The 13,897-nt window shown below is 61.2% G+C and carries 17 protein-coding genes; 5 read left to right on the forward strand and 12 right to left on the reverse strand.

Features of this window, described 5'->3' with window-relative positions; all coding sequences use genetic code 11:
* Positions 1-13: 13 nt before the first annotated feature.
* Genes hisH through hisD form a run of 6 tightly spaced genes read right to left on the reverse strand, consistent with a single transcriptional unit; the run spans position 14 to position 5,097 of the window.
* Positions 14-646 carry an imidazole glycerol phosphate synthase subunit HisH gene (hisH, locus tag ACLI1T_RS07625; RefSeq protein ID WP_349862760.1) on the reverse strand — a complete coding sequence of 211 codons (633 nt, stop codon included), beginning with the start codon at positions 644-646 and terminating at the stop codon, positions 14-16.
* Positions 647-649: 3 nt separating this feature from the next.
* Entirely contained in the window at positions 650-1,900 is a 1,251-nt protein-coding gene (locus ACLI1T_RS07630; protein WP_411702330.1) for an MFS transporter, read from the reverse strand.
* Positions 1,897-2,064, reverse strand: a complete 168-nt coding sequence (locus tag ACLI1T_RS07635) for a hypothetical protein (protein ID WP_172596685.1) — start codon at positions 2,062-2,064, stop codon at positions 1,897-1,899. The genes ACLI1T_RS07630 and ACLI1T_RS07635 overlap by 4 nt, the downstream gene beginning before the upstream one ends.
* A 3-nt stretch (positions 2,065-2,067) precedes the next feature.
* Positions 2,068-2,670 carry an imidazoleglycerol-phosphate dehydratase HisB gene (gene hisB, locus ACLI1T_RS07640; protein ID WP_411702331.1) on the reverse strand — a complete coding sequence of 201 codons (603 nt, stop codon included), beginning with the start codon at positions 2,668-2,670 and terminating at the stop codon, positions 2,068-2,070.
* Between the two features lie 3 nt (positions 2,671-2,673).
* Positions 2,674-3,786: a histidinol-phosphate transaminase gene (locus tag ACLI1T_RS07645; RefSeq protein ID WP_411702332.1), complete on the reverse strand. Its 1,113-nt coding sequence runs from the start codon at positions 3,784-3,786 to the stop codon at positions 2,674-2,676.
* On the reverse strand, positions 3,787-5,097 hold the full coding sequence (gene hisD, locus ACLI1T_RS07650; RefSeq protein WP_411702333.1) for a histidinol dehydrogenase: 1,311 nt from the start codon (positions 5,095-5,097) through the stop codon (positions 3,787-3,789).
* Positions 5,098-5,235: 138 nt separating this feature from the next.
* Between hisD and ACLI1T_RS07655 the strand changes: the two genes are divergently transcribed.
* Positions 5,236-6,135 (forward strand): YbjN domain-containing protein, encoded by a 900-nt coding sequence (locus ACLI1T_RS07655; protein WP_411702334.1) that lies wholly within the window; start codon positions 5,236-5,238, stop codon positions 6,133-6,135.
* Here ACLI1T_RS07655 and ACLI1T_RS07660 read toward each other — a convergent pair.
* Entirely contained in the window at positions 6,122-6,670 is a 549-nt protein-coding gene (locus ACLI1T_RS07660) for a hypothetical protein (RefSeq protein WP_411702335.1), read from the reverse strand. The genes ACLI1T_RS07655 and ACLI1T_RS07660 overlap by 14 nt on opposite strands.
* 1 nt (position 6,671) lies before the next feature.
* Complete coding sequence (locus tag ACLI1T_RS07665) at positions 6,672-7,442, reverse strand: hypothetical protein (protein ID WP_411702336.1); 771 nt, start codon at positions 7,440-7,442, stop codon at positions 6,672-6,674.
* 161 nt (positions 7,443-7,603) lie between these two features.
* Here ACLI1T_RS07665 and ACLI1T_RS07670 point away from each other — a divergent pair, with 161 nt between their 5' ends.
* From ACLI1T_RS07670 to ACLI1T_RS07685, 4 genes are all read left to right on the forward strand, one after another.
* Positions 7,604-8,137, forward strand: coding sequence for a TetR family transcriptional regulator (locus ACLI1T_RS07670; protein WP_411702337.1), 534 nt, complete (start codon positions 7,604-7,606; stop codon positions 8,135-8,137).
* A gap of 101 nt (positions 8,138-8,238) precedes the next feature.
* Positions 8,239-9,618 (forward strand): exonuclease domain-containing protein, encoded by a 1,380-nt coding sequence (locus ACLI1T_RS07675; protein WP_411702338.1) that lies wholly within the window; start codon positions 8,239-8,241, stop codon positions 9,616-9,618.
* A gap of 72 nt (positions 9,619-9,690) precedes the next feature.
* Positions 9,691-10,308, forward strand: a complete 618-nt coding sequence (locus ACLI1T_RS07680) for a hypothetical protein (RefSeq protein ID WP_284771403.1) — start codon at positions 9,691-9,693, stop codon at positions 10,306-10,308.
* 10 nt (positions 10,309-10,318) lie between these two features.
* Positions 10,319-11,317: a GTP pyrophosphokinase family protein gene (locus tag ACLI1T_RS07685; protein ID WP_411702339.1), complete on the forward strand. Its 999-nt coding sequence runs from the start codon at positions 10,319-10,321 to the stop codon at positions 11,315-11,317.
* On the opposite strand, the gene ACLI1T_RS07690 is transcribed toward ACLI1T_RS07685, so the two are convergent.
* From ACLI1T_RS07690 to ilvA, 4 genes are read right to left on the reverse strand one after another with little or no spacing between them, the layout of a single operon-like run.
* Positions 11,314-11,703, reverse strand: a complete 390-nt coding sequence (locus ACLI1T_RS07690; RefSeq protein ID WP_284769542.1) for an RNA-binding S4 domain-containing protein — start codon at positions 11,701-11,703, stop codon at positions 11,314-11,316. The genes ACLI1T_RS07685 and ACLI1T_RS07690 overlap by 4 nt on opposite strands.
* The gene (locus ACLI1T_RS07695) at positions 11,703-11,942 is read right to left on the reverse strand and encodes a hypothetical protein (RefSeq protein WP_284769541.1); all 240 of its coding nucleotides are present in this window, start codon (positions 11,940-11,942) and stop codon (positions 11,703-11,705) included. The genes ACLI1T_RS07690 and ACLI1T_RS07695 overlap by 1 nt, the downstream gene beginning before the upstream one ends.
* The gene (locus tag ACLI1T_RS07700; protein WP_411702340.1) at positions 11,939-12,583 is read right to left on the reverse strand and encodes a YigZ family protein; all 645 of its coding nucleotides are present in this window, start codon (positions 12,581-12,583) and stop codon (positions 11,939-11,941) included. Before ACLI1T_RS07700 ends, ACLI1T_RS07695 begins: the two co-directional genes overlap by 4 nt.
* Complete coding sequence (gene ilvA / locus ACLI1T_RS07705; RefSeq protein ID WP_411702341.1) at positions 12,583-13,851, reverse strand: threonine ammonia-lyase IlvA; 1,269 nt, start codon at positions 13,849-13,851, stop codon at positions 12,583-12,585. The genes ACLI1T_RS07700 and ilvA overlap by 1 nt, the downstream gene beginning before the upstream one ends.
* Positions 13,852-13,897 lie beyond the last annotated feature (46 nt).

Here is a 13,897-nt window from a genome sequence, read left to right on the forward strand (position 1 = left end):
GGTTTCATCCTACCTAGAGAGTCTGCATCCAGTTTTCCAATAGCTGCGCGCCCGCATCCCCGGATTTTTCGGGGTGGAATTGCGTAGCCCAGAGCGCGCCATTTTCCACCGCCGCCACGAAAGAATCCCCGGCGTGCGTGGACCAGCTCACCAGCGGCGGGCGGGTAATGACGGTTTCTAATTCCCAGCGGCGAACGCCGTAGGAATGCACGAAATAAAATCGCTCATCGGCATTAAGCCCGGCAAACATCGCGCTGTCATCCGGCATCTCGACGGTATTCCAGCCCATATGCGGCAAAACATCGGACTGCAGGCGTTCGACCGTACCCGGCCATTCGCCGCAGCCTTCGGAGTGGATGCCGTGCTCGACGCCGGCATCGAAAAGCACCTGCATTCCCACACAAATACCCATGACCGGCCGCTCCCCTGCTAAGCGCTGGCCGATGACCCTCGGCCCATTCACGGCCTTCAGCCCTGTCATGCAGGCATCGAATGCGCCTACGCCGGGAACCAGCAGCCCGTCTGCCTCGAGGGCCTGATAAGGATCCGCCGTGACGGTTACCTCTGCCCCGACGCGCTCGAGGGCACGCTGGGCAGAGCGAATATTGCCCGCGCCGTAGTCCAATAACACCACCGATTTTGTCATGGGCTATACCTTACGCATTCGACGCAAACGGGTGCGGATATCGTTGGTCTCGCTGATACGAGTCCGGCCCAGGATGAAGTCCGCCGTGGTGAGCAGCAACCCGGCGATAAGGATCGCAACCCCCGCTCCAAAGGCGCCGTCGTAGCCGTAGCCCGCCACCATGGCGCCGAGCAGGGTCGAGCCCAAGCCTGTGCCGCTATCGTAGAAAATATTCCAAATGGCCGAAGCCTCCGAGACCCGCTCGCGGGGCAGCCGGTCAAACATGGATAGCAAGGCCTCGTTTTGTGCGATACCGAAGGCGCCACCGAAAAGAACGGCGCCGAGCACCAGCCACCAGATGGAGCCTTCCATAAACAGGGTGAGCGAAATCGTCCCGACACCGATGATCGCCATGATCTGGCTCGGAATGTATAGGCTGCCTGGGGCGCCAGTGCGGTCTGCCACCACGCCGGCGAAGTAACGGAAGATCATCGCCGCGCCGCCGACGATGGACAACATGACACCGGCCAGGCTGGCGCCCTTAGCGGCATCGAGTTCCTGCATTGCGGGGGACAAGAAAGAGGAAATTGCACCGTAGCTCATGGAGAAGGTGGTCAAGGCTAGAGCCGGGACCAACACCAGCTTCCAGGTAGGAACGCGGATGATATTGACTTCTTCATCGTTATCCTCGGCCAAGGTGACCTTGATCTTGGGGATGCGCAGGCACATAGCAAAACCCAAGAAGCCGATCAGACCGGCGGTGATATAAGTAGAGGCGTATCCTAGCGAATCGGCCATGAACAGGCCGAGCGGCAAGAAGATCATCTGCCCCAAGCCTGTAAATACACCAATCATACCGGTGGCCTTACCCAGCAGACGCACCGGCGAGAGCTCTGCAATGAGCGCGGATTCGGACACGGTGAGGGCGCCGAAGCCCACCCCGCGCATAGCGGAAAATAGCAAGACGATCCAGGCGTCGGTACCCAACAGGTGGCCAAAGGCCGGTACGCCCAGGGCAAAAGCGGACAGCGCCATTACGCGCCGGTAGCCCCAGCGGCGCAATAGCCACGGTGATATAATCTGCGTGGCAACCGTAAAGGCCATGAAGATACCGGTGGACCCACCTGCCAAGGTCGCGGAACCGCCGGAATCAATGACGGCAAGCGGCACCACAGGAAGCAGGATGGACCAAGCGCCAAAGGCAGCGGCGATGGCTACCATCGTCGGCGTATATCCGGGCACCTTCCAAATATTGGTCTCTTGGGATTCGCTCATTTACTAAAGCCTCCAACCATCCAGGCGATGGCCGCGGCCGCGGTGATAACGGCTAAAAGCGCGGCGACGACCGTAAAAAACTTCGAGTCCTGCTGATACGCGGACCAGGCCCCTCCTACCAAGAGGCCTGCCACCAGAAACAGGATGAGGATCATAAACTGCACGGGCTACAGGGCTCCTTTCGTCGAAGGGATTCCAGTCTGTCGCGGATCGTGGTCCACGGCAGCGCGCAGCGCGCGGGCTACCGCCTTGTATTCCGCCTCGGTCACGTGGTGCGGATCGCGGCCGTAGCGCACGTTGACGTGCAGGGTAATAGCTGCGTGCATGGCCAAGGATTCGAAGAAGTGGCGGTTAATCACCGTGGCATAGTGCCCGCCGATGACCTGCCACTGCAGGTGTTCCGGCTCGCCATTCATCACGAAGTAGGCGCGGCCCGAAAAGTCCACGACCGCCTCTACCAGTGCTTCATCCATGGGCAGCAATTGGGAGCCGAAGCGGCGGATCCCGGCCTTATCCCCCACTGCTTCGCGCAGGGCCTGGCCTAATACGATGGCGGTATCTTCCACGGTGTGGTGGGCGTCTACCTCCACGTCACCGGTGGCCTTGACCTGCAGGTCAAAGAGTCCGTGTGTGGCAAATGCGGTAAGCATATGGTCAAAGAACGGCAGTCCAGTGGAAATGTCGCTTTTCCCGGTTCCGTCAAGGTCGATGGAAACGGTGATATCCGATTCCGATGTTGCTCTTTGGGCACGCCCCACACGGTTTGTCATAAATCACTCCTTTGAAGTATCCGCTCCTACTGTAGTCGCTAGCTTTTCCGCCGCAGCCAGAAAGGCCGCATTTTCTTCTGGCAGGCCGATGGTCACGCGCAAATACCCGTCGATCCCTACATCGCGGATGAGCACCTCTTCATCCAAGAACTGCTCCCACACGCGGTGTTGATCCGCAAAATTGCCAAAGAAAAGGAAATTCGATTCGCTCGGCATGACGGTATAGCCCATCTCGCGCAGGCGCCCTGCCACCATGTCGCGTTCGGCGGCGATGGTCGCCACAGTAGCGAGGGTATCTGCGCTGTGGCGCAGGGCCACAGTGGCCGCGGCCTGGGATAAGACGGATAGGTGATATGGCAAGCGCACCAGCATGATGGCCTCCACGAAGGCCGGATCCGCCACGAAGTAGCCGAGCCGCCCGCCGGCAAAGTCGAAGGCCTTCGACATCGTGCGCGAAACCACGAGCTTGGTGGGGTATTTTTCCAAAAGGCTCGTCGCGGACGGCGAGTCAGAAAACTCGGCGTAGGCTTCGTCGACGATGACGATGCCGGGGGCAGCATCGATAAGCGCGGCAATATCCTCCAGGCTGGTTACCCCACCGGTGGGGTTATTCGGAGTGGTGACAAAGATGACGTCGGGCTGGTGCTCGGCCACTGCTGCCAAGGCGCGGTCCATGTCGATGGTGAAGTTCTCATCGCGCGGGCACTCGATAAAACGGGTATGGGTACCGGCAGACAGGATCGGATGCATGGAATACGACGGCGTAAAACCCAGCACGCTGCGCCCGGGCCCGCCGAAGGCCTGCAACAGCTGCTGCAGGATCTCATTGGAGCCGTTAGCTGCCCAGACCTGCTCGTAGGTGACATCCACGCCGGTTTGCTGCGAAACGTAGCGGGCTAGCTCGGTGCGCAGTTCGACCGCATCGCGCTCTGGGTAGCGGTTGAGCGAGCTGGCGCAGCGGCGGACCTCGTCCACGAGGGCATCGACAAGCGCGGGCGAAGGCGGGAAAGGGTTTTCGTTGGTATTGAGCTGGTAGGCCACCCGCAGCTGCGGGGCGCCATAAGCGGTCTCGCCGCGCAACTCCTCGCGCAGCGGTAGGTCATGTAGCTGGGCCATTTATTTCTCCTCGAATCGAGCGCGGATGGCCTCCCCGTGGGCGGGAAGGCGCTCGGCATTGGCAAAGGCGATGACGTTGGGGGCGATTTCTTCCAGGGCGCCGCGGTCATAATCGATGAGATTGACCGGCCGGAGGAAGGTGTGGGTGGAAAGCCCCGCGGAAAACCGCGCCGTGCCCGAGGTGGGCAGCACGTGGTTGGAACCGGCCGAATAGTCTCCCAAGGGCACCGGGGAATACGCGCCGACGAAAATGGCGCCGGCGTGGTTGATGCGCTCTGCCACTGCGCGCGCATCCGCGGTGTGGATTTCTAGGTGCTCGGCGGTATACGCATTCGCCACGGCGATGCCCGCGTCCAGGGAATCCACCAGGACGATGCCGGATTGCTCGCCGGTAAGGGCCTCGGCTGCGCGGGCGGAGTTCTCCGTTGCCGTATAGCGGCGCTCGACCTCCTGCTGCACCTGCTGGGCCACGCTTTCCGATGCCGTAATCAGCACGCTTGCCGCCATCGGATCATGCTCTGCCTGGGAGATGAGATCGTAGGCCACGTAGACGGGGTTCGCGGTCTCATCAGCCAAGATGGCGATTTCGGTCGGGCCGGCCTCCGCGTCCGTGCCTACCACCCCGCGCACCGCCCTTTTGGCCGCAGCGACAAAGATATTGCCCGGCCCGGTAATCATGTCCACGGGCTCTAGGTCTTCGTCAGCATCGCCGTAGGCCAAAAGCGCTACCGCCTGGCCCCCGCCGACGGCCCAGACTTCCTCCACGCCCAGCATGTGGCACGTGGCCAAGACCGTGGGGTGCGGCAGGCCGCCGTGCTCCTTTTGCGGCGGGGAGGCAACCACCAGGCTGGAGGCGCCGGCCTCTTGCGCGGGCACGGTATTCATGATGACTGAAGACGGGTAGACAGCCTTGCCGCCGGGAACATAGAGGCCAACGCGCTCGATGGGCCGGAATACCTCGGTCACGGTGGCGCCGGGGGCCAGCTGCGTGCTGTGCGACTCCGGCTTTTGATCCGCATGCACGCGGCGCACCCGCTCAATGGAGGCCTCGATGGCCGCGCGCACCTGGGGATCAAGTTTGTCAGCGGCCCGTTGCAGTTCTGCCTGGGGGACGCGCAGGGACGGTGGGCGCACCCCATCGAATTGCTCCCCATAATCCAACGCCGCCTGGACGCCTTCGTCGCGCACCTTATTGACCATCGGCACGACGGTCCCCATGACGGAATTGACGTCGGTGCCGCCGCGCGGAAGAACGCGGCGCAGCGTGGCGGGGCGAAGCTGTTGACCGCGGAGATCGATGGTTCGAAGCATTCCTGGCTCACTTTCTGGTTGATCACCGTGGGCTATATCTGTAGACAAATCAATATACTATCGCCCAAAGCGCCGCGGGGACACCTTCTTGGGCGATAGACTCAAAATCAACTTCCAGCGAAGGCGAGTGTGCGGTGCATGATGATTGAATTTGAATCCACCAGTCTTGAGCGGCACCTGCGCGCCATCGTCCGCGAGCTTGATTTTTCCTATTGGGCGCTACCTACTGGAGAACTCGTCATTTCCCATGGGCAGGCGGGGTCCACGCTGGTCTTTGTGTCGCAGACCGACGATGTGGTTGTCCACCTGCACACCACTCTGCGCGGCGCGGTTGACTTGGGCGAGGCCGCCGCGCTGTCCCGATTTATCACCAGTTGGAATGCCGATTGCCTCTACCCCACCGCCGTGCTGGACTATGACGAGGCCGGGTCGCTGGTGCTGTGTGGGCAGAGCCACTTCAGCACTGGAACTGCACCAACGCACGATCAATTGGCCGCTTTTGTGCCTGCCGCACTCAACGGCGCAGAGGTGCTCATCAGCGTGGCAACGCGCGAGTTTCCGGCCCTGGCCCAAGAACCAGATCTAATGCTGGCTCAAAACGATACCGCTACACCGCCCGCGTTCACCTTGGATCTCCTCGCGGCCGCTCTACCGCAAATAGGCATCGACCGCTTCCATAGCGATGGTGAAATCTGCCTATTTGCCCTCGTCAACTCCATCGCCTGCACCTTTACCCTCGACTCTGGGCCTAGCCTCATCATCACAGGCCGGTGGGACCTGAATGCGGATGAGGACGAGTTCACCCGCTTGTTTCTGATCTGCAATGACTGGAATCTAGCGAGCCACAGCGGCACGGCCTACTGCCGCTCCACTGACGACGGCCTTCATGTCCATGTCGATGTGCCGACCCTGACCGGGGCGGGCCTTAGCCAAAGCCAGCTGCTGCGGGTTTTAAGCCACAGCCTCGATGCGGTCCTGCACGCAATCGATGACATCGCGCGGGAATTCTGTGGCAGCTCGCCGGTTAAGTGGGCGTAATTACTTGCTGTTGCGCACTGCTGTTTTGAGCAGACTCTTTGCCAACAGCTTCCCAGTCCGCGTCGGAACTAATAAACGCGGTACACCAGTAGGAAAACATGGCCAAAAATGGGGCTACCGCCCAGGCAACGGCGGGAGAAAAATTCGGCGCAAATTCCACGACGTCCCCTGGGTTCTCCGGCGGGTGCGTTGTGGTGATGCCACCAAAGACGTAGAAGGAAGCAGCACCCGCGAGCGCGCACAGCCCTACCCACAGCAACATCGTGAGACCGCGCCCGCGGCGCTGGGAAAATGCGGCCAGTCCGAGGCACAGCCCCAAGAAACCCGTGACTAGCGCAAAGGTCATAAATGCGACAAATTGCGCGTTACTCACGGCTTCAATGGCATAGCCCCCACCGTCGACAGCATGGCCGGTCATCGTGGGGCGCATAAAACCCCAGAGCGCACCACAGATGCCAAAAACGAACAGGGAACACGCGAGGAGCCCCGCACCGAAACCGAGGGTGCGGGGCAAGCGAGCTTGGCGGGAAGACAATTTAGTTACAGAAGGTCCAGTTGTCGCCCTCGCGGCGGAAACGAACGGTGGAGGTATCGGTGCCTTCAGGGTTCGACACGCTCACGGTAGCGGAGGCATCATCGCCATTGACCACAACGTCATTGATCGATTCCAGCTTGGTGGAGGTAGGGATGGCCTCTAGCTGGTTGGCGAACTCGTTGACCTTGGCATTGCCCTGGCTTTGCTGGCGCATGGAGTTTGCGTATTCCGAAAAGGACTGGCTGGGAAGACTATCGACGTAGTTGAGGTACTGCTGGAAATCCCCGGACTCGCCTTCGCGCACGGCCTTGCAAGCATGGGCAGGCATGTAGCCAAAGTAGTCCTTGACATTGTCAATCTCATGCTGCCCGCGCACCAATTGCTCAATGGCCTGCTTATCGCCGTCGTTTGCTTCTTGACCGCCCTCAATGGGCTTGATGTCCTGTGCGTTGGCGAAGGGATCATCCTCATTCTGCATGGGGTTCGCGTCGGTGCCCTCATCGCCGCCTTCTTCGTCCTTCTCCTTAGTGTCCTCGGCGGCCTTTTTATTGTCCTTTTCTTCCTTTTCCTTCTTTTTGTCCTTATCTGCGTCTTTGTCCTCAGACTTTTTCGCCGATTCCTTCGCAGAGGTCTCAGAAGACGAGGAAGCAGACGAAGACGACGTGGTCTTCGTCGAATCGTCCTCATCATCCGAGCTACATGCAGCCAAAGCAAGCGGGGCAACCATAGCGACCGCGAAAAGGGACTTCTTTGCAGGGGTCAAAAAGGACAAGGGAGAGCTCCTGAATCAATCTTTCGAATGCGAAGCCGCCTCACGACGGGTTCTTTTGTCCCCGCAATCTTAACAATGCAAGTTTGCAAGGGACATTATTGCAGTCTTAAAAGTACCTGTGAGCTATTCCTTGCCGCGCTGAAGCACGTACAATTTCCACTGTGCAACTACATCGCGAGAGCATCATCGAGGCCGCCACGACCCTATTGAATACTTATGGGCTTGCCGATGTCACCATGCGCCGCGTCGCTTCTTCCCTCGGCGTTGCTCCAGGCGCACTGTACTGGCACATCGCCAATAAGCAGGCGCTCATTGCCGCTCTTGCCGAAGATATTATCGCCCCTGTTGCCGGTTCCACGCTGGAAGAAATTAGCCTGCACCTGCGCGAATTGCTCCTGGCCCGGCGCGATGGAGCGGAGGTTGCCATAGCTGGGCTCTCGCAGCCTGATTCCCCGGCTTGGGAGCACCTCGTCGGGCAGTTTAGCTCCGCCACCTGTCCCGATTTCGATGATACCGCCCGCAAGGCCGCCGCCCTTACTGCCGTTCACCTCGTCTTGGGCGCCACGCTGCTCGAACAGTCCCAGCGCCAACTGCTAGAAACCACCGGCGGGACCACCGCGGCCGACTACCGCGCCGATTTGGTGCATGGCGTGCAGATTATCAATGCCGGTTTGCAACACAGCGGGGCGGATTAAAACCCTTCACCCCCGCGGCGGATTTCCGCCGAGCACAAGCGAGTACGATCTCTGTGCAGCAGCCCTCCCTAGATTGTCACCTCAGAAGAAAGGCCATTTTCGTGTCGTATCCCGCGCATGGCGTATTCATCGATGTCACTGCGGAAAAAATAGTGCTTCACCGCAGCCTGCTCTCCCGCAGCTTGGGCGAGCCTGCCACCGCAGAAATTGCGCTTGATGCCATCGATGACCTGCGTGCCCACGAACCCACCGCCACCGGTTTTGGCTCGCTGTCCCTAGGCAGCGCCGGCAGCATTGCCTTCGCGCCGCACCAGGATCCCCACCGCGTGGCGCTCGCCATCGAGGCGGCACAAAAGGGCGACGCACCGACGGAAGCCGCACCCGAACCCGCGGCAGCCACGGCCGCAAGCACATCCGCTAAAGAAGAAAACCCAGGGCTTGATTTCGTCGCGGTAGATGTGGAAACCGCCAATGATAATTGGGGCTCCATCTGCCAGATCGGCGCCGTGCGTTACCGCGATGGTCAGGAAACCGCGTCCCAGTCGTGGCTGTGCACCCCTCCCCCAGGCTTGGAGCACTTTGCCGAGATCAATATCTCCATCCATGGGATTACCGCCGCCGATGTCGAAGGTGCCATACCCTTTGCCACAGCGGCTGCAGAGCTCTTTGACTTCATCGACAGCGATGTCATCGTCGCGCACAATGTTCAGTTCGACTCTTCCGCGCTGCGCTCCGGATTGCTGGCCGCCGGCGCCGATGTCCCCACCGTCCCACTCGCCTGCTCGCTCGCTTTGTCCCGCGATGCTTCCAAGCAAGGTGTTATTTCGGTGGCCAACCACAAGCTTCCTACCGTCGTGAAGCACCTTGGCGGGGCCTCTTTTACCCACCACGATGCCACCGAGGACGCCCGCGCAGCCGGCACCATCATCACGGGGCTGGCCCAGCGCTTCAGGCATACCGGAAGCATCACCGATCTCTTTACCAGCCGCGAGTTTCGCCTCGGGCGGCTCGAATCCTCAGCCATCCTGCCGGTCCTGCGCGCGCATACCGCGCCCACCTCCGGCGACGATTTGGGCGCCGGCACCGATTTCCGCGATTCCACTCGGTCTGCGGGAACCAGCAAGAAGTCGGCGTCCTCCAACCGGGCGCCGTGGCAAGCCGTTGCCACCCCGGATACCATCCCGGATCCCAATCCCGACGCCGATCCCCATGGCGCGCTCTACGGCCAGCACGTCACCCTAACCGGCGATTTCGAGCCGTACGATAAGGGGATGCTGTGGCAGGGCATCGCCAAGCGCGGCGGGCAAGTGGGCAAAAACGTCACCAAGAAGACTACCCTGCTCGTCGTCGGCGAATGGGCAAAGAAGACCTCCAAGGAAAAGCGCGCCGAAGAGCTGCAGGAAAAGGGCCAGGACATCACCATGTGGTCCGGCGCCCAGCTCTTTTCCGAGCTGGAGCTCGACGCCGAGCCGCCTTTTTAACCCCGCAGGGAACCACCTGGCCATTTCTCCAGTCCAATAGGGGCGGATACGCACTACCTTGGAGAAATCGCCATGACCCTTACGCTCGACGCACCCCGCCCCACCACCACTAATCTGCTGCCGGCGCTGTTCGCGCGGTCGTGGATTAAACACCAGCGGCTTTCCGATGACGGCTTTTGCGACTCCCTCGCCACCATCCAGCTCTCGCCCAATCTGTCGATGGCGCTGGTCTTTCCCGGGCAGCGCACTTTTCGCAGGCTTAGTCACCGCGGGCTCGCTGATCTGGATGTCTCTACCCGCCAGGCGTGGAATTGTGCCTCGCTGAATCTGCAGCGCGCCGCGCTCGATTCGCAGGGCCTGCGCTTTTGGACGCGCCCGGCTCGCTGCGCTCTGCCTGCCGCAGCACCCTATGGCGGCTTGCAAGTCCGCTCCCACGGCGCCCCGATTTCCTCCTGGTTGGCCCACCCGGAAACCTTCACTGTGCTGGATAAACACATGCGCCGACTCATGCGTTCGCATTCTTTGACCTACCTGGTGCCGGATTCCGCGACGGTTTTCGTCTTCGCCCACCTACCCGATGAGTATGCCCGCGACCTCGCGCGCGCCGCCGCCGAACAACTTCCCCGCCATCGCACCGTTTTACATTCGCGCCCGCTAGTATGGTCTAACGGATTTCCCCGCGAATTATGAGAGGAGCACCATGGCGGAAAGCAGGATGTCGCGGCTGAGCAATCAGTACCATGCCTGGACCCGCAGCCACCCCACGGCGGCGGAGGATTTTCGCACCGCCATCGAGGATCTGCTCAATGACGCTGGCATCATCTTTGACCGGGTATCGACCCGCGTCAAGACGTGGTCCTCACTCAAGCGCAAGGCCAAGAAGCGGGGCGAGGGCGGCGATTTTATCTACCCCACCCCGTGGGACGATATCCACGATGTCATGGGCGTGCGCGTTACTCTGTACCACTCCACCATTATCCCCAATGCCCTAGACGTGCTGGGCGAGTCCTTCAAGGTCGTGCGTTCCGTGGATAAGGCGGCCGAGACCCGCATTTCCGGCGGCTTTGGCTACGGTTCCCACCACCTGGTGCTCACCGTGACGGACGACAGCGCGGCGGCCATGGAGGAGCTCGCCGATTTCGTGGGCTGGACCTTTGAGGTGCAAATTCGCACCGTGCTGCAGCACGCATGGGCGGAATTCGAACACGATATCCGCTATAAGCAGGGCCCTACCCCGCCCTCGCCCGAGGTCGACCGCCTGTTTACGCTGGCCGCCGGCCTCATCGAATTGGCCGATCAGCAATTCGATGAGATCGCCGCGCTCAAGGCCCCTCGCACGGAGGCGGATACGGACGTGGAGCTTACCCCGGAAACCCTGCCTGGCGTCCTGGCCATCATTTTGGGCAATCGCTTTCCGCTTTCGCGCTCGGAGCACTACCGCTTCCTCGCGGAAATCTTGGAGGAAAACGATATCCGATCCTTGGACCAGCTCGAGCAGCTGCTTGACGATGACGCCATTGCCCACGTCCACGACACCATGCGCTACCGCTTTCGGCCAGGCCAAGTGCGCCTTATCGATGATCTGTTGCTCAATAAGTTTGGCAAGCAGCACATCGAGGCCACCGCTGAATCCGGCGACCGCACCGGCCGGCGGCGCCGCCTGAACGCGCGCCTTAAGGCGCTGCGAGCAAACTCTTAGCGGAATCCGCCGCGGAATTTTTCCATATCGCGGCGCTCCTTCTTCGTCGGCCGGCCCGCGCCGCGGGGGCGCACCGGTACGGCGGGCTGGAATTCCTTGGGCGGTGGCGGAGGCGCGTGATCGGTATAGCAGGTGCGCGCCACCGGCGCGCCCACGCGCTTGGCAACGGTAGCCAGCACCTCCAAGTCGTGCTCGTGGTGGTTGCGCCACACGCGCACCCTATCGCCTGGCACGACTTGTTGGGCGGGTTTTACCGCTTCACCGTTGATTTTCACGTGCCCGGCGCGCACCGCGGTGGCCGCAGCGGATCGGGTTTTGAACATGCGCACCGCCCATACCCAAGCATCAATGCGGACGGGGCGGCCGCTTGGCTGCGGGGTAGGCATTAATAATTATTGTGGTTCTCGTTGACGATCTTGCGGATCTTCAACCAGTTATATCCACCACCCACCACGGCGATGATAAGACCCAAAATCATCCAAGCGGCAAAATTAGCAGAAAGCACACCTAAAACGACTCCTGCACCAACACCACCGGCAACGGAAATAACGGCGTTGCGGGAGTGCTTGCGCACCTGCTGCTTGCGCTGCGCAATGGGGTTATTCGGTCGCTGCTGCATAGTCATGCTCCAGATCCTACCTCAACCCAGGCAGAACCTGCTTCGCGCGCGCTGATTTCGCCTTGGGAAAGCGCCGCGAGCATCGCCTGGAGCTCATCGAGCCCACCCGGGCGCACGGCCACGGTAAAAGTCACGGCGACGCCGTATTCGGTGTCGGTGATGTCGATGCCGCGCCCGCGCAAATCCGCCTCGAGGCGCCCGGCCGTGGCGTGCGGGCATTCCACCGTATAAAGCTCCCGGCGCGCCCGTGTGACCGCCTCGACCTTCTCCATGGCCTCGCTCACCGCCCCGCCGTAGGCATGCACGAGCCCGCCCGCGCCCAGCTTGATGCCGCCGAAATAACGCACGACCACCGCACAAATATCGAGCATTCCAGAGCCCTTCACCACATCCAGCATGGGCTTTCCAGCCGTCCCGGAAGGCTCGCCATCATCGGAGGAGCGCTCCACGGGGTTCGCGTCGTCGACGTGGTAGACATAGGCGGAGCAATAGTGGCGGGCATCGGGAAAGCGCTGGCGGGCGGCATCGATAAACGCCCGTGCTTCTTCCTCATTTGTCACCCGGCCGATCAAGGTAATGAACCGCGAGCGTTTGATCTCAATTTCGTGCTCCACCTGGCCGGTGGGGCGCCGATACGAATCGCGCATTAGGCCACCAAGAAATCGTACTCGGGGGTATTCGGCTGCAGGTGCTGCACCGAAATCTTGGACTCAGCCATTCGCTCCTTCAGCCCTGCCAGGTCTTCGGCACGGCTGAGCTGTATGCCCACCAGCGCGGCACCGGTCTCGCGGTTATTGCGCTTGAGATATTCAAAGAGCGTGATGTCATCGCTAGGCCCCAGGATTTCAGACAGGAAGTGGCGCAGCTGGCCCGGTTCCTGCGGGAAATTGACCAAGAAGTAGTGCTTCAGGCCGCGGTGCACCAGCGAGCGCTCCATGATTTCGGCGTAGCGCAGCACGTCATTATTGCCCCCAGAAATCACGCAGACCACCGTCGAACCCGGCTCCAGCGGCACCCTCTGCAGCCCAGCCACGGACAGCGCACCGGCGGGCTCGGCGATAATGCCCTCATTCTGGTACAGGTTGAGCAGGTCCGTGCACACCGCTCCCTCAGAGACGGTGTCCCAGTGCAGGCGCGATTGGTTGGCCTCCAAAATCTCATACGGCAGCGAACCCAGCCGCTTGACCGCCGCGCCATCGACAAATGGATCCACGCTATCGAGCGCCACCGGGCCACCGTTCCGGAAGGCTGCTCTTAGCGATGCCGCCCCTTCCGGCTCCACTCCTACCACCTTGGCGTGCGGTGCCATATCCGCCATATAGGAGGTGATGCCAGAAATCAGCCCGCCGCCGCCAACGGGAACGACGATGGTATCGACCGAGGCGCCCTTCGCCGAAAGCTGCGCCAAGACCTCCGCCGCGACAGTGCCCTGGCCGATGATCGTATCGCGGGCATCGAAAGGCTCGATGAAGGTGGCGTGGCGCTCGGCGGCATCGGCATGCGCGGCGGCCGCAGCCTCGTCAAAGTTGGCACCCACGACTACGAGTTCCACCTGGTCCCCGCCATGCACATGGATGCGATCGCGCTTTTGCATGGGCGTGGGTTCTGGAACGAAAATCTTGCCCTGAATCCCCATGGTGCGGCACGCATAGGCCACGCCCTGGGCATGGTTGCCTGCCGATGCCGTCACGATGCCCCGCTCCCGCTCCTCCTGCGACAGGCTGGAGATGCTGTTGAGCGCGCCGCGAATCTTATACGAGCGCACGTCCTGGAGATCTTCGCGCTTCAAATAGACCTCACAGCCCGTTTCCGCAGAAAGCCGGGGGCAATACTGCAGCGGCGTCGGCGCGATTTCGGAGCTGATGCGTGCCTGTGCCTGCTGGATATCGGATGCGTGGATGGTCGAATCAGTCATGACTTAACAGTCTACCGATTTACTGGAAATTCACTGTCCTTTAGTT

The organism is Corynebacterium tuingiense, assembly GCF_046718165.1.
In the GTDB taxonomy this organism is placed as follows: domain Bacteria; phylum Actinomycetota; class Actinomycetes; order Mycobacteriales; family Mycobacteriaceae; genus Corynebacterium.